16 protein-coding genes are annotated in these 22887 nt (G+C 53.3%); 14 read left to right on the top strand and 2 right to left on the bottom strand.

Going from position 1 to position 22887, the window contains the following annotated elements; genetic code table 11:
- Positions 1-67 precede the first annotated feature (67 nt).
- The 14 genes from ACWAU0_RS02690 (at position 68) to ACWAU0_RS02625 (ending at position 20913) form a co-directional block, all read left to right on the top strand.
- Complete coding sequence (locus ACWAU0_RS02690; protein WP_458138235.1) at positions 68-1798, top strand: autotransporter assembly complex protein TamA; 1731 nt, start codon at positions 68-70, stop codon at positions 1796-1798.
- Positions 1795-5247 carry a translocation/assembly module TamB domain-containing protein gene (locus tag ACWAU0_RS02685; RefSeq protein WP_458138234.1) on the top strand — a complete coding sequence of 1151 codons (3453 nt, stop codon included), beginning with the start codon at positions 1795-1797 and terminating at the stop codon, positions 5245-5247. Before ACWAU0_RS02690 ends, ACWAU0_RS02685 begins: the two co-directional genes overlap by 4 nt.
- Positions 5248-5473: 226 nt before the next feature.
- A complete protein-coding gene (locus tag ACWAU0_RS02680) occupies positions 5474-6895 on the top strand; it encodes an undecaprenyl-phosphate glucose phosphotransferase (protein ID WP_458138233.1) in 1422 nt (473 codons plus the stop codon).
- Between the two features lie 12 nt (positions 6896-6907).
- Positions 6908-8008, top strand: a complete 1101-nt coding sequence (locus tag ACWAU0_RS02675; RefSeq protein ID WP_101051772.1) for a polysaccharide biosynthesis/export family protein — start codon at positions 6908-6910, stop codon at positions 8006-8008.
- A gap of 3 nt (positions 8009-8011) precedes the next feature.
- Complete coding sequence (locus tag ACWAU0_RS02670; RefSeq protein ID WP_458138232.1) at positions 8012-10366, top strand: polysaccharide biosynthesis tyrosine autokinase; 2355 nt, start codon at positions 8012-8014, stop codon at positions 10364-10366.
- Positions 10367-10375: 9 nt separating this feature from the next.
- On the top strand, positions 10376-11620 hold the full coding sequence (locus tag ACWAU0_RS02665) for an O-antigen ligase family protein (protein WP_458138231.1): 1245 nt from the start codon (positions 10376-10378) through the stop codon (positions 11618-11620).
- A 10-nt stretch (positions 11621-11630) separates the two neighbouring features.
- Entirely contained in the window at positions 11631-12950 is a 1320-nt protein-coding gene (locus ACWAU0_RS02660) for a lipopolysaccharide biosynthesis protein (protein ID WP_458138230.1), read from the top strand.
- Positions 12951-12985: 35 nt separating this feature from the next.
- A complete protein-coding gene (locus ACWAU0_RS02655; RefSeq protein ID WP_523070757.1) occupies positions 12986-13915 on the top strand; it encodes a class I SAM-dependent methyltransferase in 930 nt (309 codons plus the stop codon).
- 3 nt (positions 13916-13918) lie between these two features.
- Positions 13919-14710 (top strand): glycosyltransferase family 2 protein, encoded by a 792-nt coding sequence (locus ACWAU0_RS02650; protein WP_458138228.1) that lies wholly within the window; start codon positions 13919-13921, stop codon positions 14708-14710.
- The gene (locus tag ACWAU0_RS02645; protein WP_458138227.1) at positions 14707-15576 is read left to right on the top strand and encodes a glycosyltransferase family 2 protein; all 870 of its coding nucleotides are present in this window, start codon (positions 14707-14709) and stop codon (positions 15574-15576) included. The genes ACWAU0_RS02650 and ACWAU0_RS02645 overlap by 4 nt, the downstream gene beginning before the upstream one ends.
- 22 nt (positions 15577-15598) lie before the next feature.
- Positions 15599-16801, top strand: coding sequence for a glycosyltransferase family 4 protein (locus ACWAU0_RS02640; protein ID WP_458138226.1), 1203 nt, complete (start codon positions 15599-15601; stop codon positions 16799-16801).
- Positions 16794-17747, top strand: a complete 954-nt coding sequence (locus tag ACWAU0_RS02635) for a glycosyltransferase family 2 protein (protein WP_458138225.1) — start codon at positions 16794-16796, stop codon at positions 17745-17747. The genes ACWAU0_RS02640 and ACWAU0_RS02635 overlap by 8 nt, the downstream gene beginning before the upstream one ends.
- A gap of 375 nt (positions 17748-18122) precedes the next feature.
- On the top strand, positions 18123-18872 hold the full coding sequence (locus tag ACWAU0_RS02630; protein ID WP_458138224.1) for a PEP-CTERM/exosortase system-associated acyltransferase: 750 nt from the start codon (positions 18123-18125) through the stop codon (positions 18870-18872).
- 667 nt (positions 18873-19539) lie between these two features.
- Positions 19540-20913 (top strand): hypothetical protein, encoded by a 1374-nt coding sequence (locus ACWAU0_RS02625; RefSeq protein WP_458138223.1) that lies wholly within the window; start codon positions 19540-19542, stop codon positions 20911-20913.
- 508 nt (positions 20914-21421) lie between these two features.
- Here the strand turns inward: ACWAU0_RS02625 and ACWAU0_RS02620 are convergent.
- Both ACWAU0_RS02620 and ACWAU0_RS02615 read right to left on the bottom strand, forming a co-directional pair.
- Entirely contained in the window at positions 21422-22042 is a 621-nt protein-coding gene (locus ACWAU0_RS02620) for an ImmA/IrrE family metallo-endopeptidase (protein WP_458138222.1), read from the bottom strand.
- Positions 22043-22103: 61 nt separating this feature from the next.
- The gene (locus ACWAU0_RS02615; protein WP_458138221.1) at positions 22104-22706 is read right to left on the bottom strand and encodes a restriction endonuclease; all 603 of its coding nucleotides are present in this window, start codon (positions 22704-22706) and stop codon (positions 22104-22106) included.
- Positions 22707-22887: the final 181 nt, after the last annotated feature.

Here is a 22887-nt window from a genome sequence, read left to right as displayed (position 1 = left end):
TGGATCACTGGTAAAGTGGTTGCGCTACCTCTTCAGCGCTCCCTATGACCTGTTTCGATGACCCAAGATGACCGGTAACTATCGATTCCACTTGTACGCGGTGGTTTTGGTCAGCCTTTTTCAGACGTTAGAGGCCTCCGCCGATGTCCTGATTCAGGGCATAGACGGTGAGTTATTAAGGAATGTTGAAATCAGCTTGTCTTTGCGTGAACAGGACTGCAAGGCGCCTGATTGGAAAGTCAATAGTCTGTTCCTCAAGGCCGATCAGGAGATCGACGATGCGTTACGCGCGTTAGGTCACTACCACGTCAGCCTAGAAAAAAATCTGGATATTAAACCCGACTGTTGGCAAGCGCGCTTTGTCATTAAACCTGGCGAGCCGATGCGCGTGACTGCGATTGACCTGCAATTTCTCGGTGAAGCAGTCGATGATCCGGCATTCGCAAGCTTACGGGAAAAGTTATCCGCCAAAGTAGGCAGCCCGCTGCATCACGGGCATTATGAAGCCTTAAAAAAACAAATCGAGGCATTGGCCTTAGAGCGTGGTTACTTGCAAGGGCGCTTTGCCACGAGTCAATTGCGCGTCGATCCTTCTCAAGATCGGGCCGATATTGTGCTGCATTACGATGCGGGACCGCGTCTTTATTTTGGCGAAGTCAAGATTGACAAGGCTGTTCTTGATCCCGCGTTTGTTGCCAAGTTGGTCAAGGTCAAAACCGGCGAGCATTACGATAGTCATAAGCTAGCCGATACGCACAATGCGCTGTCCAACAGCGGCTATTTCAAATCGGTGGATATTCATCCGGATTTAGCCGGCATAGCCGATAGGCAGGTACCCGTCATGCTGAGTCTGTATCCGAACAAGCGCCATCATTACGGGATGGGTTTGGGCTACGACACCGATAAGGGTCCTTTGGTCAGTGGGACCTATCTCAATCGTCTAATCAATCCGCAGGGCCATTATTTCAACGCCGAACTGGATCTATCGCCGGTCTTGGCTACAGCCGGTGCTGAATACACCGTACCGCTGGATGATCCGTTCAACGACTCCTTGAGCTTTGGTGCGGGTGTGAAACGCGAAGACACGACCAGTTATACCTCGTGGGCAGGGAAATTATCGGCGCGCTTGAAGCACGCATTCACCAGTGGCTGGAAGCAGACATTGTTTATCGACTACAGTTACGAGAAGTATACGGCGGCGAATACGACCGACACGACGCTATTGCTGTTACCCGGCGGCAGTTGGTTGCGTTCGGTATCGGACAATCCGCTTCGACCGACACGCGGTTATCGGTTGGAGTTCTCAGTGGATGGCAGCTACAAAAGCCCGCTGTCCAATATCAGTATGCTGCAAGGGTCAGTGGCGGGCGTGTGGATGCACCCCGTTGGCGACGTGGGACGCATTGTGCTGCGTGGCGAGCAAGGCGCCACGTTGGTGGATAATTTCGACAAGCTACCCACTACTTATCGTTATTTTGCCGGCGGTATGAACAGCATACGTGGTTACAGTTACAAAGAACTGGGACCTAAGGACGCTACGGGCGCGGTGGTGGGCGGGCGCTTTTTGAGTGTGGTCAGCGTTGAATATGAACATTCGGTACTCGACAATTGGGGGGCGGCCGCCTTTATCGATGCCGGCAATGCCTATAATTTGGACGGCATTCAAGTGAAGACAGGCGTGGGATTAGGGGTGCGTTGGTACTCGCCGATTGGTTTGGTACGCCTGGATTTTGCGGTGCCCCTGCAACCCGCCGACTCCTCGTTTCAAATCCATTTTGCCGCAGGGACACGTTTGTGAGCCTGTGGCGCTGGTCGATGAGGTGTCTGCGGGGGCTACTCCTGGTACTGCCGTTGCCGTTGCTGCTGTTGGCGGTCGTGCTGGCTATGGCCAACAGCCAGTCGGGAAGTCGCTGGCTGATTCAGCAAGTACTGCCGACCGAGGCCAGCATTACCGACATCGACGGCACCCTGCTGCATCGTTTGCAGTTGGCAGGGGTGCAGTATCATGCCGATGGCACCCAGCTCAAACTCCGCTACCTCTCGCTGGCTTGGTCCCCGCTCGATTTACTGAAAGGCGCGCTGCAGATCGATGAAATCGCCATCCAGGGTCTGGAATTGACCCTGGAATCGGACACTCAGCAGGCGGATGCCAGCAGCCATTTTGACCCGGAAGCCTCGCTACCCGTGCCGCTGGCGCTGCGCTTGGATCGTTTGACGGTTAACGATGCTACATTCATCCAGTCCGGGCAACGTCACGATCTCCCAAATCTCACTTTGTCTGCCAACACCGAAGGCGGCCGCTTGCATTTAACCCATATGGTCGCTGAGGCTGCGGACTATCAGCTTGATCTAAATGGATGGTTGGGCTTAGGTGGCGGCTATCCACTGGCGCTGAACGCGAAGTGTCAGTTGCGTTCGGCCGAATATGGCGACTGGCAGACAGCCAGCAAATTCAGCGGCGATCTGAAGCGCTTGATACTGGACATCAGTGCCTCAGGCCCGTTCGCTGCAACCTTGCACGGCCAGATTGATGAGCTGTTACAAACCCCGGGTTTTGCATTGCAAGGCGATTGGGTCGATGCGCGCTGGCCCTTGGTCGGCAATCTTCCGCAATTGACAAGTCCGCAGGGTTCGCTGACGGTGCAGGGTAGTGCCTCAGCCTTTCAGGCCAAGCTGACCGCCGATGTGCGGCGAGCCGAGTTGCCGGATGCTCACGTGGATCTGGCAATGGAGGGCACGCCGACGTCTGCCAAACTCCAGCGATTCCTGGTGGCATCCAAGGCGGGCAGCTTGGCTGTCGACGGTACGATTGCCTGGCAGGACGCTGTCCAATTTGCTTTGCATGCGCAAGCCAGAGATTTTAACCCGGCGGTATTGCTGCCGGATTTGCCGGGGCGCTTGTCGCTTGATGGGGATGTCGAGGGACGTTTGAACACGGGCGCACCGCAGCTTAAGGCGCAACTGCATAGGCTGGATGGGCAATTGCTCGGCCAGCCGTTGAGCGGTGGGGGAAAATTTGCGCTGGACGGGCAGGTCGTGGCGGTCGATCAGTTACAACTGTCATCAGGTAGCAATCGGTTACACGCTGATGGTCGTTTGGGTCCGGCTGAATCCGCGCTTCGCTTTGATTTGCATACGCCGGCTTTAGCCGGTTTGTGGCCCGGTCTGCGTGGTAAAGCGCATGTTAACGGTCTTCTGCGCGGTGATTGGCATTTGCCGGATATTGAGTTGACGGCGCAGGCGGCGGGGCTTGGCTATGCGCAACAGCAAGTCGGCGCATTTGATCTGACCTTGGATTTTCAGCCAAACGCCCATAGCCGGCTACAAATGCATGCCCAACATGTGCTTAGCGGTCACGACACCATCGACAGCGTGGCGATAGCTGCCAGCGGTACTACAGCAAAACACAGCGTTAGCCTGGATGTCCGGGCGCCGCAGGGGCAATTGGCGCTGGCGCTGGCCGGCCGCCGGCAAGCGCCGCGCTGGCAAGGGGCGTTGCAGGCTTTATCCTTGCAAGTCCCTCAACTAGGTGCCTGGGAATTGCGGCAAGCGGCCGCCTTGACGATAGACCAGCGGCCTGCCGGTGCCGATGTGCGCTTGGCCGATACCTGTCTGACGCAAGCGAATGCGTTAATCTGTTTGCAGGGCGATTATCTGGCAAATGGCGATCTGAGCGGTCAGGGGCGGGTCAGCGACTATCCGTTGGATTTGCTAAGCGCTTATCTGCCGGCGCATTGGCAACTTTTTGGCAGCTTGGCCGCGACTGCCGAGGTTCGCAAACGCGGGAGCGGTTTGCAGGGTGATTATCGATTGGCGCTGGCAGAAGCCGGCGTGTCGCTGCCGGTCGGCCGGAATGGGTTGGTGGTGCCGTTTCGCAAGGCCATTCTGTTCGGCAATCTCGCTGGCGAGCGCTTGACTGCCGATCTTGATTTGGCGACTGACGGTAGCGACTTTATCCGCGCTCAGTTGCAACTGGATCAAGGTGCCGGACAGGGCTTGGCCGGAAACCTGGCGGCAAAAATCAACGATCTTGGTTTGTTTCAGGGGCTGGTGCCTAATATGTCCGGGCTTAAGGGGCGATTCGGCGCCGATCTAAAACTGGGGGGCTCGTTGCCTCAGCCAGTTGCACAGGGGCGTCTGAGTTTGGAGGATGGTCGCTTACAAATTGATGAGCTGGGTATTGTTTTGTCCGATATTCAGCTGCATGCCGATGCTGTGAATGATGATCAGCCGCTTCAAGTACACGGCAGCCTTCGTTCCGGCGGCGGTCGGCTTGCCATTGATGGTTTGTTGGGCCTGGATGGCACTGCCGATCTTGATGTGCTGGGTAATGACTTTGAGGTAGCTAAGTTGCCAGAAGCCGAAGTGACCATCGCGCCGCATCTTAAGCTGGGCCGCTCGGCCCGTGGTGATGCCAAAGTGACCGGGGCGTTGGGAATTGACAAAGCCATGGTTAAAATCAAAGAACTGCCGGCCAGCGCGGTGGCGGTCAGTCGCGATGAGGTGATCGTCGGCAAAACGGACTCGGATCAGGCTATCGAAGCGCCACCGGGTATCGACGCTGACGTGGCGATTCAGTTGGGGCAGCAAGCCAGTTTTTCCGGGCTTGGCTTGGATACAAAACTGACCGGGCAACTGCAATTTCTGAAACTTGATAGACGTCTTGCCTTGCATGGTGCCATCGATATGGCTGACGGCCGTTACCGAAGTTACGGACAAGATCTGAAGTTGCGTAAGGGCCGGTTTTTATTCAACGGCCCGATTGATCGCCCGTGGCTGGACGTCGAAGCCTATCGGGTTTCCAAGGATCAGAAGGTGACGGCCGTGTTGCAGGTGAGCGGTTCGGCCACTGCGCCGCAGACCAAGATTTATACCGAGCCCAGCCTGCCCGAGTCCGATGCGCTGGCGTATTTGATTACCGGGGCTTCGCTGAACCAAGCCGGTAAGGATGAAGGCAATATGATCGCGAGCGCCGCTTTATCCTATGGCGCAGGGCGGCTGTCGTGGCTGACCGAGAAACTGGGTATAGACGAGTTTGAAGTGCAGCAAGGCAAGTCGTTTGCCGATACGCTGGTCACTGCAGGACAGTATCTGACGGCTAATACCTATGTGGGCACCAAACTGGGCCTGTTCAGCAAGCAGGCGCTGCTGGTTTTGAAATACAAGCTCACCGACAGCATCAATCTGGAAACCCAAACCGGCACATCGCAGCGCGTCAAAGTCAATTATGAGTTTGACACTGACTAAAGCTCGCTGCGTCATTGGCCATAATTCATTCGCTTAAAATCCCTTTCATCCAAAGTTAAGCCTTTCCTAATACATTCTTAATTAAACCCTCAGGCTTTCTCTCATCTTGTCTCGGTAATCTACTACTCAAGCGAATAGGGATTAACAACCCGTTCGCATCAGGTTGGGTTTCCAGGGACGGTGACCCTTAGTCATTGGATAAAGACGATATAGGGGTTAAGCCATCATGCCACTCGGTTTGGGAAATATTTTCAACGGGCTTTTTAAACAGTACGGTCACACGGTGATTTTGTTGCTGCGCGTCATCGACGTCGCCATGTTGTTTGCTGCCGCTTGGGTGACTCACTATTTTTGGTTGCGCGAGTACGTTGTCGATCAGGATTACCGGATCGTCATCGCGCTGGGCATCCTGGGCGCCATCATCTTCTTTGAAATAGGCCAGGTCTATCGGCCCTGGCGTAACGATGCGATGCGCGGCGAAATTGCCCGTATCGTCAGAGCCTGGATTTCGGCGTTAGTGGCGGTGGTGTCTATCGTCGCCTTAATCAGATTGCATTTTTGGTTCGGTTCCAGTTATCGCTGGATTGCCTCCTGGGGCGTGCTGGGTTTGACTTTTGTGCTGGTGGCGCGGGGCGTGCTGTCGCAAGTGTTGCGTTTCTTGCGGGCCCGCGGATGGTCGCAGGGTCGCATCGTCATGGTCGGATTGAATCAAATGGCGGTGGCGGTGGCGCGGCAGTTGAATCATTCGTCCTGGGCTGGCCTGCAAGTGGTCGGTTATGTTGACGACAGGGGCGATGATAGAAACTCGATTAACGATTTCGCACTGCCGCGTCTCGGTAAGTTGGAAGACCTGCCGGGCATCATCTCGGCTCAAGCGATTGATGAAGTGTGGGTAGCCTACCAAGGCGAATCGTTGACCGAACGCGCCCAATACCAACTCCGCCATCTGCCGGTCAGTATTCGCTTGGTGATCGACTGCTTTGCCTTCAAACAAAGCAAATTTCTGAGCTTGAACACTGTGGCTGGTATTCCGACCCTGGATTTCTCAGTATCGCCGTTGCATGGCATCAATCGCTACATCAAAGAAATCGAAGATCGACTTTTGGCTTTGATTTTGTTGCTGTTGATCAGCCCCTTGATGTTGTTCCTGGCAATGGGCGTGAAGCTGAGTTCGCGCGGCCCGGTGTTCTATCGCCAGGAACGGGTGGGTTGGAATAATCGTTCGTTCACGATGTTGAAGTTCCGCTCGATGCCGGTCGATGCCGAAGCCAAAACCGGCGCGGTGTGGGCCAAGCCCGGCGAAAATCGCGCCACCCCGTTCGGCGCTTTCCTGCGCAAAACCAGCCTGGACGAACTGCCGCAATTGATCAATGTGTTGCGTGGCGATATGTCGCTGGTCGGTCCACGCCCCGAGCGTCCGGACTTCGTCGAAGTGTTTAAGGACCAAGTCCCCAACTACATGAAAAAACACATGGTCAAAGCCGGCATCACCGGTTGGGCGCAAGTCAACGGCTGGCGCGGCGACACCGACCTCAACCGCCGCATCGAACACGATTTGTATTACATCCAGCATTGGTCGCTGTGGTTTGATTTGGAGATCGCCTTCCGCACCGTGCTGACCGGTTTTATCAATAAAAACGCCTATTAAGGACACGCTTACATGTTTAGATTGATTCCCATCATGCTGATCTTAACCTTGCCCGGTTGTTTCCTGGCGCCGGGCATGGATATGAACACCGATAATGGTTTGACCGAAATTGAGATGCCGATGAAAAAAGACGGGCAATTGGTCAAGGAGAAAGTCCGCATCGTGCCGATTACCGCCGATCTGATTATCGAACGCGAGGCTAACCGTCGCCAGGCCATTAACAATTTGCCGCCGGTGGACCCCAACAAAACCAGCTATCGCATTGGCCCGCAAGATAGATTACAAATCACCGTCTGGGAACATCCGGAACTGAACGATCCCGGCGGCGAGAAAATCATGCCGGAGCTGGCCGGTAAAGTGGTGGATGAGAACGGCGACTTGTATTACCCCTACGTCGGCAGTATCCACGTGGCCGGTAAAACCGTCAGCGAAGCCCGCGCGGATTTGACGCGCGAGCTGTCCAAATATTTCAAAAAGGTCAAACTCGACATTCGCGTGCTGTCCTTCCAGGCGCACCGAGTCGCGGTGGTCGGTGAAGTCGTGCGTCCCGGCGTGCAAACCATGAACGAAACGCCATTGACGGTCGCTGAAGCGATCACCCGCGCCGGCGGCTCGACCAAAGATTCTGATTTTGCCAATGTGGCGTTGGCCCGCGACGGCAAACTCTACAAACTGGATGTGCAATCGATGTACGAAAAAGGCCTGACCACCCAGAACCTGCTGTTGAAAGACGGCGATGTGTTGAATGTCGGCGATCAAAAAGACAGCAAGGTCTTTGTGATGGGCGAGGCCAATCGCCAGCAAGCCATCCAAATCAACAAAGGCCGGATGAGTTTGTCGCAAGCCTTGGCCGAAGCGTCCGGAGTTGATTTCAATACCTCGCGGCCCGGCGACATCTATGTGATTCGTGCCGGTGACATGCAGCCGGAAATATTCCAACTCGATGCCGAATCGCCCGATGCGATGATTCTGGCCGATCAGTTTCCGCTGCAAGCTCACGACACGCTGTTCATCGGTACCGCCGGGGTCACGCAATGGTCTAGGGTGCTGAACCAAATTTTACCCGGCTCATTTACCGCAATCATGTCGCAAGCCGCGATGATGGGGATGTAAGCAATGATTTATTCACAAAACGAAGCCACGCCGGTATTGCAACCGTTGCATCCGTCGCGGATGGTCGAATCCAGTGTCAGCATTCGCGATTACGTCGATCTGCTGATCGAAGGCCGCAAAACCATTTTCATCGCGCTGTGCTCGGTGTTGCTGATTACCAGCGTTTATTTGGTTTTGGCGCCGCGTACTTACAAGGCCGATGCCTTGTTGCGCATCGATAAAAACAAGGCATTGCTGTCCGCGACGCTACGCAGCGAAAACAACCAAGCGCCGGCGGAAGCGGAAAGTCCGCGCGCGCAACGGGAAGTGGAGATTTTGCGCTCGCGTTCGGTGCTGGGCAAAGTCGTGGATAACCTGAATTTGACCATCGAAACCGAGCCGTACTTTTTTCCGTTGATCGGCGAAACGCTGGCGCGCCGGCACGATGCGCACGACGGCATATCAGATGCCTGGTGGGGCTTTAGCCGTTGGGCTTGGGGCGGCGAGAAATTGAAAATCGCCGCCTTTAGCGTACCCGACCGTTATCTGGAAAAAGAATTTACGTTGATCGCGTTGGAAGACGGGCGTTTTCAACTGCTCGACCCGCGCGGCGACGAATTGTTGGCCGGTCAGGTGGGCGAAGTGTTGACTGCCGAGATTGGCGAGAAAACCCCGGTGACGATTAAAGTCGAAACCCTGGAAGCGCATCCGGGTACGCATTTTGAATTAACCCGCCGCACCGCGCTGTCGGCCATCGAAACCCTGCAAAAAGCCTTTGCGGTCAAAGAAGTGTCGAAGGACACCGATATTCTGAGCGTGGAATTGAAAGGCCGCGATCCGGAACAATTGGCCAAGTCGGTGAATGACATCGCCGCTATTTACGTGAATGCCACGGTGAATTGGGAATCGGCGGAAGCCTCGCAAAAACTGGGTTTCCTGGAAAGCCAGTTGCCTATCGTCAAGGAACGGCTGGAAAAAGCCGAGCAAGGTTTGAGCGCCTATCGCCAGCAACACGGCGCGGTGGATATTTCCGCCGAAGCCGAGATTCTGTTGAAACAGGCGTCCGATATGGAAACCCTGGGGATTCAGCTCAAGCAAAAATACGACGAACAAAGCCAGCGTTTGGAAGCCGAGCATCCGGACATGATCTCCACCAATGCCCAGATCAAGCGCGTGAATAACAAATTGGCGGCGCTGGAAAAACGCATCAAGGATTTACCGAAAACCCAGCAAAACATGGTGAGTTTGTCGCGCGACGTGCAGGTTAATACCGAGCTGTATACCTCGCTGTTGAACAGCGCCCAGGAACAACGCATCGCTGCCGCCGGCTCCTTGGGTAATTCGCGCATCGTCGACTTCGCGGTCACGCCGGAAAAACCTTACTGGCCTAAGCCTGGTTTGTTGTTGGCGATAGCCAGCTTGCTGGGTTTGAGCTTGGGCTCGGCCTTGATTTTCCTGAGACATTCCTTGCAACGCCATGACAACTATCCGGCCTTGCTGGAATATCAAGTGGGCTTACCCTTGTTTGCCGCGATTCCGCACAGCAAAAAGCAGCATAAATTAGGACGCTTGCTGGGCAAGGATAAAGACAACGGTATTCTGGTCTCTCAGGATCCGTTGGATATTTCCGTCGAGTCGCTGCGCGGTCTGCGCACGACGCTGGAAGCCACTCTAGCGCAGCACGAAAGCAAGGTGATCATGGTCAGCAGTCCCGCTCCAGGCATGGGCAAGTCTTTTGTTAGCTCTAACTTGGCCGCTTTGCTGGCCAGCATCAAGAAACGGGTGCTGGTGATCGACGCCGACATGCGCAACGGCCGCTTGCACGATACCTTTTCGATCGGCAAGCAACCGGGTTTGTCCGATTTATTGTCAGGCCGCGCTACGCTGGGCGAAGTGATCGTCAGCTTGCCGGATGTGGGTATCGATTTGATCCCGCGCGGTAATATGGTGCTGAATCCGGCGGAATTGTTGGTGCTGGGCGAATTGTCGGAAACCCTGGAACAACTGAAAAGCTTTTACAACCACATCGTCATTGATTCGCCACCAATTCTGGGCGCCACCGACGCGGCGATTCTGGGTAAGCATGCCGATGCTACTTTCCTGGTGGTGAAAGAAGGTCGCTATACCGCGCAGGAATTGGAGGTCAGCGCCCGCCGCTTCCAGCAAGTGGGTATCAAGCCTAACGGTTTCATCATCAACGATATGAAGGAAGGCTCGTCTTACTATCCGTATTACGGCTACGCCTACCAACGTGCCGATCAGGAGCCGAAGGACGAGTCCAGCTGGAGCGATAAGTATCAGGCAGTGGGCGATTGGTTGGGTAAGCAGTTGGATAGGGAGCTGTTGCCGGTTCCCGCCGAAACCGACGAGCGAGTTTAACCAGCAACGATGAGAGTCCGCCTGGAAAAAGATCTGCCCGTATTGTTGATTGCGTTGGTCGGCGCGTCAACGGTGGCCTCGCTGCCGCAAGTCGAATCGGCTTGGGCCGGTATCAAGGAAGTCTACGGCGAACAGGAAATGGGTTTGCGGATTCTGCGCGAGGCTTTGTTGGGTGTGCTAATCGTTTACGCCTGGCTGGAACCGCGTTTGCGCAACGGGATTTTCACCAGCTCGGTGTTGGCGTTTCTGGGGGTGATTTGTAGCTATGTCCTGTTTGAAGTGGGCTACGCCCTTTATCTGGATTTGCCGCTGGTCGTGCCGCTGACCGGCTTGCGGGTGTTCGAATATCTGCCGGTAGCTTTGATCGGTTTCGTCACCAGTCGTTTGGGTGCCGGCGATTACGTGCTTTACAAGTTCGCCAACTATTTGCGCTATTACCTGGTGTTGCAAACCGGTTTGGCTCTAGCCCAGGCTTTGTGGGCGCCGCCGCTGTTTGGTGTATCGATGTTGGGTGGCGGTCGGCCGTTCGGCACCTTCGTCAGTCCTAATTTATTCGGGGCGACGATGGCGACTTGCGCGCTGGTGTTTGCCTTGGTGCCGGGCATGCGCCGTTGGTTAGCGCTGAGCGTATTTTTAGCGTTGTTGAGCGGCTCGCGTACGGCGTTTATCAGTTCCTTGCTGGTGGTGTTTTTTCAAGTTTATGCCGCACTGCGACCACGTGATCGCTGGGCTTTAGTGATGCCCGCGCCGATTTTGGCAGTGGGTGCGTTGATTTTGGCTTCCAGCCCCTTATTGAGCGGCCGCGACGATGCCGATCCCACGCAAGATGGCCGGATTGACTTATGGCAACGGGTGTTTGCCAATCATGTACACGATCCGATGGATGTGCTGTTTGGTTGGGGCTTGGGTTTGAGTTCCAACACCGTCAATCTGCTGTTCGGTGCCGAGTATTTTCCAGGTCAGTTCGATTCCGACAGCCTGTATTTATTCTTGTTGAACGGCTACGGTGTGATTGGCTTGCTGGCTTATCTGACATTTTTATGGATCACGACACGGACGTCTATCCACCCAAACAAAGGCTTGGTGGCGATGTTCATCTTCGCCGCCGGCCTGACTTTTAATATGTGGGAGTATTTTCCGCAGAACGCCTTGTTAATGATGCTGTGGGGCATGGTGCTGGGCTGCACGGCTAAAGCCGGGGCAATGGTTCAGCCCATGCCGGCCAGAACTGATTACTCACCGCGTTTACCTTAGGCAGTCTGTGATGTTCGGTACATTGAAACAGAGCAAATTATTTGGCGATGCCTTTTGGGCCTTGTTCGGCCAGGCGGCCTCGGCCTTAGCCTTACTAGTGGGTACGCGCTTATTAACCGAACTGGTTAGCCCGGCGGTTTACGGCCAAGTGGCCTTATTGAACGGCTTTGTCGCGCTGGGTGTGGCGGTGTTTTCCTATCCGTTTATCTGCGCCGGCATGCGTATCGTGCCGGAATGCGAAACCGCCGGCCAGCGCACTGGTCTGCATGCTGCCGTCGCCCGCTTGACGCTGCAAGCCACCCTGTTGGCCATTGGCTTACTGGTGCTGGGCGGTTTTGCCTACGGCTATTTTGCCGATGCCAGTAACGTGTTGTTTTTGCTGACCGGCGTGTTGTTGGCCATTACGGTACAACGCGAACTGGGCATACAGTTGGCGATAGGTGAGCGCAAACAGCGCCTGGCTAGTCTTTGGCAAACCAGCGACAGCGTGCTCAGGCCCGCTTTGGCGATAGCGCTGGTCTGGTGGCTGGGCGGCAATCCGCAATGGGTGTTGCTGGGTTATATCCTGGCCAGTTTGCTATCCAATCTGGTTTGGATCGTGGTGAAGCGCCGCAACACGGTGCGGACGCCAGCGACCACCAGTCGGGCGTTCCGCCGCGAAGTCTGGGTCTACGCCTTACCCTTGATTCCAATGGAATTGATTTTCTGGATCAATGGTCTGGGTGATCGCTATGTGATCGGTTATTTGCTGACTGCTGCGGACGTAGGTTTGTATGCCGCAACGTACATGATCGTCAACGAAGCCTTTAACCGCAGCGCGATGGTGCTGCTGCGCACCTTTCAGCCCGCCTATTTTCAAGCTTTCTCCGCACAGCGCTTGCAAAAGGCCTTTTCGATTTTATGGGTCTGGATAACCAGTGTCGCGGCATTGGGCGCGCTCGGTTTGTTGCTGTTACTGCTGACTAAGGATTGGGTGGCTTCATTGTTCTTGGCAAAATCCTATCACGCCGCGGTGGATTTAATGCCGGCCATGGCGCTGGGCTGTGCTTTGCATGCCTTGGGCACGGCGCTGGCGCAACCGCTGCTGGCGCATAAGCGTACCAAAACCTTGCTGAAAGGCCGCTTGTGCGGCGCGGTAGCGGCGGCGATTACTATTCCGGTTTTGGTCAGCCAATACGGTTTGCTCGGCGCGGCATGGGCCAATCCGGTTTATTTCGGGATCGAAGCCGTGGTATTGGCAATCTTGGCAAAACCTTGGCAAGCCGACCGCCGCGCCAAGTCCGGAACGATTCAAACATTGAGACAACAACCGCTCGCGGCGGATGCTTAAAAGTGACAACGGTGAACACGATGACATACGCAACAATGACAACAGAAATCTATGGCGAAGTGCTGCGCGCCTGCGTAGCTTGCGGCGCGGAAAAAATCGGTTTTTGGCGGGAAAAGGACTATCTGTATACCGATAGTGCCAGCAGAAAAGCCTTTCGGATTTACCGCTGCGCCTGCTGCGGCACCGGCTTTTTGAATCAACCGCCGCATCGGCAATGGTTGCAAGCCATCTATCAATATTCCGGGCAGGCGTTGACGCAAGCGATTACGTTGGATGAAGTGATGGGTCGCGAGGCGGCGTTTCCTAACTGCATCGTGGATGCCAAGCGCATGGTGCTGCAAGCCGATCAGTTGAACAAATCCGGCAACCACCGGGCTTTGGACATTGGTTCCGGGTTTGGCTTTTATACCCGCGCCTTGCGCTTGCTGGGTTATCGCACCGTCAGCATCAATCCCGGCCAGTATGAAAATCGGGTGTTCCAGGATTTAAACGGCGACGAGCCCTTGCCGATCATGTTCGAGCAGTATCAGCCGGAACAGGCATTTGGCGTGGTAGTGATGTCGCAAGTGTTGGAGCACATACTCGAACCGGACCGCACTATTTCTAAAGTGGCCGATCTGCTGGAGAGCGGCGGCGTGCTGGCCTGTGCGGTGCCTAACTATGCGTCGTTTTTGGTCAAACTGCTGGGTACCAAGGAGAACGCCTGCTTGTGGGTGCCGGAACACGTCAATTACTTTACCGAAAAAGGTCTGAAAAGTTTGTTGGAGCGTCACGGCTTGCGGGTGGTTAAAACCGAGCAAGTCACCCGGATTCAGTACAACGCGCTATCCAGGCGCTTGGGCCTGACCGGCAGCCTGGCCAAGCTGGCCGACACCTTGGTGAAGTATGCGCAGATACCGTTTGCGGCGTTAATGGATACCTTGGGTTTGGGCATTTACCTGAACGTGTACGCGGTGAAGCAATAAGCCATGTTGACCGTCGTTATTCTGACCCAAAACGAGGAAGCCAATCTGCCGCGCTGTTTGGCCGGTATCCCCGAACGCTACCCCATCGCGATTGTCGACTCCGGCAGTACCGATAACACGCTAACAATTGCCCAAGAGCGGGGCTGTGCGATTCATCGTAATCCCTGGCCGGGTTTTGCAGAGCAACGCAATTTCGCGATTCGTCAATGCGGCATAGACACGCCGTGGATTTTGTTCGTCGATGCCGACGAAATTTATCCGCAGGCCTTTTACGACTGGTTTGAGGCCAAATTGTCCGAAACTCACATTATCGACGTGTTGATGGTGCCTTCGGTGTTGTATCTGCGTGGCAAACGCTTGAACCATGCGCCCGGTTATCCCATTTATCACCCCCGACTGGTGCGCCGCGAGACTACCCGGTTTGTACGCAACCACACCGGGCATGGCGAAGCGGTGTTGGATAGCTGCCGGATAGGCTATTCCGATATTCCTTACGAGCATTATTTTTACCACGGCGAAATTATCGAGTGGATGCACAAGCACGTCGGTAAGGCTGCGCAGGAAGTGCAATTGCAACCCACCGCCGGCGCGGTGATGACCACGCGCGGCCGCTTGAGCGTATTGCTGGGACGCTCCTGGCTGCGAATACTGGCGCGGTTTTGTTATCACTACCTGCTGCGTGGCGGTTTTTTGGACGGTGCGGCAGGGTTGGAGTTTGCGCTGATGTTTACTTGGTACGAAGCCACGATTTATTTGCAAGCAAAAGCCGGTAACTGGGCAAGGAGTGCGGTATGAAAATTTCGTTGGTGTTGGCAACTTTGGGCAGGGACGCGGAAGTCTTGGACTTTTTGAAATCGCTGCTGTTTCAGACCTATAAAAACTTCGAGCTGATTGTTATCGATCAAAATCGCGACGGCAAGATTGACGCCATTTTGGACTCTTACCGAGCGTTGATGGACATCAAGCATGTCAAAGTGCAATTCACCGGCAACGCCCGGGCCAGGGATTACGGTATCGGTTTGGCGCAAGGCCGCATCGTCGCCTTTCCCGACGACGATTGTGCCTATGACCAGGATGTGTTGGAAAAAGTGGTCGCGGAATTTAAGCAGCGCGCAGATATGGCCATTCTGGTGGCCGGTTCCTACGACTTTTCCGCGACCCGGTTCAGCATCGGCGTGAATAGCCACAAAGCCGGCTATTTCAATCGCTTTCGGATGATGGGCGTGGAGTTTACTCAGTTTTTTGATCTGCAACGGGTCGATAGGCAGCAGTTTCATCTGGATCACGATTTTGGCATCGGTTCCAAATATTCGGGGGCGGAAGGTTTTGAGCTGCTGTACCGCTTGCTGCGCGCCGGCGGCAATGCGTTTTACACGCCCGAGATCAAGATTTTTCACGCCAACAAGGACCATTACACACTTGGTACGGCCAGGATGTTGATGTATTCCACCGGCATCGGCGCGTATATCCGCAAGTTTACCAATCAGCACGATGCGTTCATTTGGTATTACATCGTGCGCAAGATGATGGTCGCGCCGGTGTTGAAAATGGCCTTGGCGCTGCTCACCTTCAATCCGCAAAAACTGGCGTATTCGTTTTACAACTTGGTCGGGATCTGGCGTGGGTTTTTGACCTACGGCAAATCGGAAAAATGTATTTAAAGACTGTTTCGGGAGAAATGAAATGGATGTAGGTATTGTCACGACCCATGTGCCTCCGGCCAAAGGCTATGGTGGGGTATCGGTGACCTGTGGCGTGTTGACCAAGGCCTGGGTGGAGCGCGGCCACAACATGGCGCTGGTCGCCGCCGACGAGTCGATAGACGGTCGCTTGCGCGCCGAGGATGTCAAGCTGGGCAAGCAAGTCGATGTCAGGCTGTACCGGTGTTACGGCTTTCGACGCTGGGGCTTTGGTTTGGGCGCCGTTGCAAAGATTTTCAAGCTCTGTTGGCAGGCACCCCGGATCTATATCCACGGCATTGCTACGTGGCCTTCCACGCTGGCGGCAATGTTTTGCGTATTGCTGCGCCGGCCGTTTATGGTGGCGGTACACGGCGGCTTGATGCCGGAACATGTGGCGCTGATTCGTCGGCAAAAGCCGCATAAATGGTTGTTTTACAAGTGGTTGACTTTTCCGACCCTGCGCCGGGCCATTGCGGTGCATTGCACCAGTGATACCGAAGCGGCGGGCGTCACCGACGTGTTGGGGCCGGACGCCAAGGTTTTATTGGTGCCGAACGGCATCGACAGTCGCGAGTTTCAAGTCGCCGGCTATCCGCAAGGCGAGGGCACCCAATTGTGTTTTCTGGGGCACGTGCAGCAAGAAAAAGGCATCAATGCGTTTATCCGGGCCTGGTTAAAAACGCGCCGGCCAAATGACCGTTTGGTGGTCGCCGGCCGCAGTGTCGATGGGGCTTATTTTGAAGAATTTCAGGCTTTGCTGGCGAAGGCTGGCGGTGCTATCAGTTATAAAGGCTATTTGCCGGTTGCCGAAGTGAAGCAGTTGTTGGCCGACAGTCATTTCCTGGTGTTGCCGTCCGGTCTGGAGGAAACCGGCGGTATGCGCGAAAATTTTGGCAATGTGGTTGCGGAGGCCATGGCAGCCGGCCGGCCGGTGTTGGTCGCGAAAGGTTTGGCTTGGGATCACTTGGCAATCTATGGCGCAGGTTTGGTGTTCGAGCGCAATGAGGCTTCGGTTTGTGCGGTGCTACGGCAAACGCAAGTGGTGACTCAAGCGACTTGGCAAGACATGGCGCTGCGTAGCCGCGAATATGTCGAACAGCAGCTGGACCCGGTTAAATTAGGCGATAAAGTCTGGAAAGTGATGACAAAAGCCGATCACGTTAAATTGCCGCAGTCCTTAATAGAAGGTTCGTCTTATGAATAAAAAAGTGGGTCTGATCGTGCCGACTCTGAATGCCGGCGAACTTTGGGAATCGTGGTTACAAGCCTTTGCCGCACAAACCGTGAAGCCGGATTATTTGCTGCTGATAGATTCCTCATCCGCCGACCATACGGTGGCTTTGGCTCGCGACGCGGGTTTTGAGGTGCAAGTGATAGCCAAGTCCGAGTTTAATCATGGCGGCACCCGGCAATTTGGCGTGAACCGGCTGGCGGATGCCGATATTCTGGTGTTTTTGACTCAGGATGCCTTGCTGGCGGCCCCCGATGCCATCGAAAACTTACTGGCAGCGTTTACAGACGACAGTGTCGGCGCAGCTTACGGCCGGCAATTGCCCCATTGCAACGCCGCGCCAATCGGCGCGCATGCCCGTTTATTCAATTATCCGCCGCAAAGTCAGTTGCGCAGTTTGCAAGATAAGGCGCAATTCGGCATCAAGACGGCGTTTATTTCCAATTCGTTTGCCGCGTACCGGCGCAGCGCGTTGATGGGCGTTGGCGGGTTTCCGTTGAATACCATCATGAACGAAGATACTTTTGTGGTCGGCAAGATGTTGCTAAACGGCTGGAAGGTGGCTTATTGCGGCGATGCCGCTGTGTTTCATTCCCACGATTACGGATTTGCCGACGAATTTAAGCGCTATTTCGATATTGGCGTTTTTCACGCCCATACGCCTTGGTTGCAGCAGACCTTTGGCGGTGCTTCCGGCGAAGGCCGGCGTTTTGTCGTGTCGGAGTTGAAGTATCTATTGAAAAATGCGCCCTGGCTGCTGCCTTCGGCGTGTTTGCGCACCGGTCTGAAATGGCTGGGCTATAAAATGGGCGGGGGGATGCACGCTAGAATGCCGCAGAGCTTGAACAGACGCTTTAGTTTGCATAAAGCTTATTGGGCGGGCGCTATTTCTGAAAATAGCCTTAACGGCAGATCGTAAATCGATGATTTCCTCATGACGACTAAGCCAGTATTTCCGCGGAATAACGGCAAAACTGGTTCTAAAATTAATCCAATCTTCATCTTATCCTAATCTAAATTACAGTTTTTCTTCATCTTGACTCTGTAGATTCCTAACCAACATTGTGTTTTTCCGGTCAGAACCGGTTTTTTTTGTTAATTGTACGTAGGCGTCGCGCCGGTATGGTTCAGCAAAAATTCGGAAAAAAATACAAGGTTGGATGTGCAAAAGGCCGATAGGGTCTTTCACCGATAGAGCGGGGATAACAGCAACAGTTGTTATCAATTCTTTGAGTTTGAAGAGTAGTGCCCGGATGTTTAGGGAATTTGATTAATTACGTTATGGAGTTTCATCTTGATTTCTGAAAAGCATTCATTTGATAGTTGTTTTGAGGTTTTTTTAGCTGACACGCCTGAAAGCAAACGCATTCATTACAACCTCAGATACCAAGTTTATTGCGACGAAATGGGGTATGAGGACAAAGAAAATTTTCCGGAACAAATGGAGTTCGATGAATGGGACCGCCATTCCGTGCATTTCATGGTTCGGCACCGATACACCGGGCAGTGGCTGGGCGCGTTACGCTTGGTTTATCAGAACCAAGCCGTTTTCCCTTTCGAAGCCAAGTGCGTTCCCGATCAGCCTATAACCGATCAGCAATACCAACAATCCATAGAAATATCCCGCCTCTGCGTATTGAGAGAAGCCAGACGCTTTGCCCCGAGGGCTTTCCCGCAACAGGAGCAAGACGCTGAGCAAGTTGCCAAGGACAGCGGTAACATTCGTTATCTGCATACCATTAAAAATCAGACTCGCAGCATAATGTGGGGTTTGTATCGGGCGGCGGTTGTCTACTCGGCGCGGAACGATATTAAACAGTGGTACATATTGGTAACGCCGTCTTTGGCTTACGCGGTTAAGAAAGAGGGGTTTGAAATGCAACAGGTAGGCGGCGCCTGCGACCATCGCGGTCAGCGTATTCCTTATGCATTGGATGTTGAGCATATTCTTGCCAATCCTTTGTGGCAAAAAGACTATCAGTTGGATTACCGCAAATATTCAGAACTGTTAGAGCAATCGGTGGCTAAGCGGCAAAGAGCTTAAAGTATCTGCGCGCGATCATGCCCAGTTTCAGATACTAAGGAGCGGTTTGCAGGGCAACTTTATCGCATCCAAAAAAAGCCCGGTTTGCGCTGGCGATCTATTAAATCTGGGCGGTGCGGCTGCCGGATTGGAGTAAGCCGCTAGTGTCGGTACTGATGCCAGACCATAGCGTGAAAACAGCCCTAAGTCATGCGGCAGACGCAGTGCGGGCGTGTCGGCATTGTTTAAACCCCCGCGCAGCTCATTCCCGAAAACTTCCTTCTTCTGAAAACCATTACGTCGCGGCTCGTCGTTAAGCCTTTACGCTCTCAGGTCCTAACGCCAGACCGAGCAGGCTTGAGCTGTTTAATTAGCGCCAGCCCAAAAGAACCACGCGCCTCAAACCGAAAGCTTGATGCCTCAGGGCAAGCCGTACCGGGAATCTCCATAACATACAGCCCGCACGTAAACAATCCATTTTGAATTTGCCGAGGCTGCCGGCCACCCGTTGCAGACGGTGTGCAGCCGTTTTTGGGTGGGCGTTTTTCTGTCCTATTCCAGCAGCTTACGGTAAAGTTGCAGAGTCAAACTGATATACTGGCTTTCGCCTGTCTCAGCTTAGCTATCTGCTGTTCCGGGTCGGAAGCCTACGTCATTATTATAAAAACTATATTAGCCAGGATTATTTATGGAAGCTTATTTGCCCATGATTCAAAGCATACTGTCGGATTGGTATCGATTTACGCTGGAAAACCAGGAATATGCCGGCGCTTTAGCGCTTGCCGTGTGGTTGCTGACGGCGATGTTTTACAGCATCAGGATTTATTTTTTAAAAAAAACCAATGCCATCAATTTAAAAGCGCGCCTTGCCTTACAAGCTGATTTGGAGGCGGCGCAACAGCAACAGCAAGCCTTGCAAGAGCAATTGACTGCCAATACCGAGCAGTTGGAAGCTGCCAAAGCCGTTGCTGATAACGAAACGCAACGTGCAGCCGGTCTGGAAGAAAAACTGGTACAGGCAAATCGGCAGGTGATCGACAGCGTCAAAACCTTGGCCAGTGGTTTTGAATTGACCGAGCCGGCCTTACCGGCCGCCAACGATCTGCAATCGACTGATCTGTGGTCACGATATTTCGCGCTCACCGCGCAAATTACCGAGCGCTTTAAAGCCGAACAACAAGGCAAAACCGAGCTGCAACTGGCGCTGTGGGCGGAAACTTCCAAAGTTGCTGAAAAAGATGCGCTATTGGGGCCGCTCCAATTACGTTTGGAATCGCAAACCGAACAGTTGAATAAACTGGAATTGGCGGTGGAAGAGCAAAAAATTCTGCGCGAGCGCGAACAAGCCAACGCGGAAAAACTGCTGGCCGAGGCTCAAGCCAAACATCAAGCTGAACTGGCGCGTTACGCAGACTCGGCCAAACATTCGGCGATTCCTGCGCCTGTTTACTCGCAGCCGGCATCTCAGCCGGAGCCCAAAGTTGTTATCAACGAAGCTCCCGCCGTTATCCATCCCTCGCCGGCTGTTGTTGCTGAACCTGTTGTGATTCAGGCGCCTTTAGAGCCGCAAAAGCCAGTGGAGCGTGAAATTGCGCAGGTTGTAGATAATCCGAAACCTGTAGTTGCCGAGCCGGCACCGGCGAAACAGTCGTCCGTTGATAAATTGGCCGAAAAAAGCGGCGGTTTCGGCAAGTTCAAGCAAATGTTGAACAACACCATGCAGCAAATGGCCAAGTTGGATCAAAAGCTGGGAACACAGACAGAAGTTGCTGCCGAGGCTATCCGGGAAGAGTTGGAAGAGGTCGCCGCACCTGTCGTGGAGGCGGCCGCTGAACTTAAGGAAAATGTGGTGGAAATCGCGGAAACTGCCGCGGAAGCGATCAAAGAACCGGCCGCCGGCGTTGGCGGTAAGCTGAAAGGTTTATTCGGTAAAAAATCGGCAGAGCCTGCCGTTGCGCCTGAGCCGGTAGCATCGGAACCCGAGCCGATTCCCGAAGCAGTTGCCGCAGTCGAGCCCGCCAAGCCTGCCGGGTTAAAAGGGCTGCTTAAAAAGTGGAAATGATAGTTTCCGCTGTTTAAACATCAGCCGGGTGAGCGTTGTTTGTCCGGCTGATCAATCTGTCTGCGTATTCCAATAAATCCGCCAACGATTCCTGATTCTAAACTGCAGGTACTCCAAATCGAAGCCCACCGTTGGCAGTGATCGGCCAAAACTCACCTTGCCTCAAGGAACGAAACTTTCAATGGTAAATGTCCAGCAAAAGCGGGTGTAGGGTGAGTTACGAACCGCACTAATCGCGAACGATACGCTTCACACTGTTCAGCACATCCTATGACCCAGGTCTTGCGTAGCGTTGATGCAGCGTTAGCGGAATCGAGAGTGTTGACCATCCGTCATCAGACTAACCTCGCCAAATTTTAAGGGTGTTGGCCTTCGACTCCTCGATTCCATCGAGGCTACTTGCTGCGCCGCCATGCGTAAGCTCATTCACCTGGCTTTCGCTATCTTGAAATCCGGGAAACCTTTTGATCCTGATTTTTCGCTTGCATGAACGGGGTTAAAACGGTATCTATCTGGCTTCATTGAGAAACCCAAGCTTGATTAGCCGCAGCTTTACTACGGTTCGCGAAACCTGGAACATTTTCATCAGAGGAGCTGTTACTTTATGAAATGTATCGATATTGCATCGCTGGTCATCTAAATACAGCAACCCGAACCCGCGATCAGAGAGCTCATATCTCTGTGCTTGCCAAAATACCTCTTTCTCAAATTGTTCTTTTGGCAATAACAAGCATGAGGCAAAGTAATTTGCTTGCCACTCCAAACGGCGAATATCTTTTAAGTCGATGGCATCGAAATCATCAATGGCTATATCTTCTTCATGGCAACTTTCTCGCGCCATAAACTTGCCATGCTCCAACAGATAGTGACCTAGCTCATGAGCTAGTGTAAACCGAGTTCGTTCGTTTGTTGACGCCTGATCATTGTCGATGGAAATAATGTCTGGTCCAAACGCAATCTGGCCGAGGACTCCGCTGGGTAGGTTTGCGTTTGTCTTCACAACAAGCGTCGAATTTACTTTTAGGTAATCACAAATAGAGTTAATTGAGACAACGCCTGACACGTACTCTATTTCAGAAAGAATGGCAACAGCCCGACTTTCTACCTCTTCCCTCTCCAGATATGGCACGCACAAGCGAGATTCCTTCGTTGATTGCTCAACTGCTGCAAGCGCTTTGAGGAAATCTGGATCAGCGTCGGTTCGAGCTAAAGAGGAAAAAAAATTGGTTTGATGAAACTGTATATGTATCGTTTACACAACCATAAAAATCAAAATACCTGCTACCGAAAGTCTCATCATGGAGAGCTTGATAACTATTGGACCGTTCCGATGAAGCAATCGAACTTGACGCCATACTTGACGGAGAACGGGTAAGCACCCATTCCAGCCGCTCTTTACTAAAATACCTAAGCAGGCCAATCCCTTTTGACCTAGAGAATTTGAAGGCTCCATCTTGAAAAGAATTTGTAGATACAATAATTCCTTTAGCACCCGCACCCGATATTTGTTGTATTTTAGTAAAAAACTCCTCTGCGTCGTCAACGGGTACGCTGTGACCATAGTTTTTACATTCGATAAGAAACAACAATGAATAACATTCTTGTCCCGGAAGTGTTACTTCGATAGAAACGTCAAAGATTATGTTCTTCTCTCGATCTTTCGAGTAATACCCTTTCTTCCGAAAAATCTTACAAAATTCGCGTTTCGAAAAAAAGCAGTCCTCGGCAATCTGGCTTTCAAATACTTCGAAAACCTGATCTTCGAGTTTATCGCCCTTCTTCGTTGTATCCATGAGTTCTCAGTTTCCCTTGCCAGCCCAACAAGGAATTAGATAGTTTCCGTATAGCTACCGAAAAACGCTCTCCGGCACGATAATTTATTGATCTGCATATGATCTTCCTTTTGTATATTACTCGACGGAGAAATGATAGGCCGCAACGGGTCGGCTGTGACAGTTCGTGACTTCCAAAAAC

The sequence above is a fragment of the Methylomonas sp. Uni0009 genome (assembly GCF_054188105.3).
The sequence above is the reverse complement of the archived record's forward strand: the minus strand, read 5'-3'. Positions and strand labels throughout refer to the sequence as shown.

Bases quoted from the DNA above. Each gene is read 5' to 3' on its own strand.
- ACWAU0_RS02690 (WP_458138235.1), top strand. From the start codon at position 68: ATGACCGGTAACTATCGATTCCACTTGTACGCGGTGGTTTTGGTCAGC.
- ACWAU0_RS02680 (WP_458138233.1), top strand. From the start codon at position 5,474: ATGCCACTCGGTTTGGGAAATATTTTCAACGGGCTTTTTAAACAGTAC.
- ACWAU0_RS02675 (WP_101051772.1), top strand. From the start codon at position 6,908: ATGTTTAGATTGATTCCCATCATGCTGATCTTAACCTTGCCCGGTTGT.
- ACWAU0_RS02670 (WP_458138232.1), top strand. From the start codon at position 8,012: ATGATTTATTCACAAAACGAAGCCACGCCGGTATTGCAACCGTTGCAT.
- ACWAU0_RS02665 (WP_458138231.1), top strand. From the start codon at position 10,376: ATGAGAGTCCGCCTGGAAAAAGATCTGCCCGTATTGTTGATTGCGTTG.
- ACWAU0_RS02660 (WP_458138230.1), top strand. From the start codon at position 11,631: ATGTTCGGTACATTGAAACAGAGCAAATTATTTGGCGATGCCTTTTGG.
- ACWAU0_RS02655 (WP_523070757.1), top strand. From the start codon at position 12,986: ATGACAACAGAAATCTATGGCGAAGTGCTGCGCGCCTGCGTAGCTTGC.
- ACWAU0_RS02650 (WP_458138228.1), top strand. From the start codon at position 13,919: ATGTTGACCGTCGTTATTCTGACCCAAAACGAGGAAGCCAATCTGCCG.
- ACWAU0_RS02645 (WP_458138227.1), top strand. From the start codon at position 14,707: ATGAAAATTTCGTTGGTGTTGGCAACTTTGGGCAGGGACGCGGAAGTC.
- ACWAU0_RS02640 (WP_458138226.1), top strand. From the start codon at position 15,599: ATGGATGTAGGTATTGTCACGACCCATGTGCCTCCGGCCAAAGGCTAT.
- ACWAU0_RS02635 (WP_458138225.1), top strand. From the start codon at position 16,794: ATGAATAAAAAAGTGGGTCTGATCGTGCCGACTCTGAATGCCGGCGAA.
- ACWAU0_RS02625 (WP_458138223.1), top strand. From the start codon at position 19,540: ATGGAAGCTTATTTGCCCATGATTCAAAGCATACTGTCGGATTGGTAT.
- ACWAU0_RS02615 (WP_458138221.1), bottom strand. From the start codon at position 22,706: ATGGATACAACGAAGAAGGGCGATAAACTCGAAGATCAGGTTTTCGAA.